General features: G+C 73.7%; 1 protein-coding gene. It reads left to right on the top strand.

Features of this window, described 5'->3' with window-relative positions; all coding sequences use genetic code 11:
• Nucleotides 1-731: DUF3418 domain-containing protein (locus G7A99_RS22795; protein WP_163144311.1), on the top strand; the 731-nt coding region annotated here is incomplete at both ends.

Here is a 731-nt window from a genome sequence, read left to right as displayed (position 1 = left end):
GACGGCCCGAGCTTCGAGCGCTGGGTGCGCCGGGACGGCAATGACGAGCGCCTGCGCATGAGCCGCGAGCAGCTCATGGAGCGCGAGGCCGGGGAGGTCACCGGCGCGGATTACCCGGACCACCTCGATGTCAACGGTGTGCAGCTGCCGCTCGCCTACCAGTTCGAGCCGGGCCACGACGACGACGGCGTCACCGTGATCGTGCCCGTGGCCGCGCTCAACCAGCTCGACGCCGACCGCCTGGAGTGGCTGGTCCCCGGCCTGGTGGAGGAGAAGGCCGCCACCCTGATCCGGGCCCTGCCCAAGGCGCTGCGCAAGAACTTCGTGCCGGCGCCGGACTTCGCCCGCGCGGTGCTGGACCGCGTCCCGGCGGGGGAGGGCGCGCTCACGGAGGTCCTGTGCCGCGAGCTCGAGCGCATGACCGGGGTCGCCATACCGCTGGACGCCTGGGACACCGCCGAGCTGCCGCGGCACCTGTTCATGAACGTGCGCGTGGTCGACGCGGATGGCCGGGTCCTCGACGAGGGCCGCGACCTTGCCGCCCTCAAGGCGCGCCTGGCCGGCGAGGCGAGCGCGTCCTTCGCCGGGCCGCAGACGGCCGACCGGGAGCGCGAGGGCCTGCGCCGGTGGGAGGTGGGCGACCTGCAGGACCATGTCACCCTGGAGCAGAACGGCGTCACCCTGCGTGGCTATCCGGCGCTGGTGGACGAGGGCGAGACCGTCGCCCTGCG

This window comes from Arhodomonas sp. KWT, from assembly GCF_010993615.1.
Note: the sequence above shows the minus strand (reverse complement) of the source record. Positions and strands in the feature narration are given on the sequence as shown.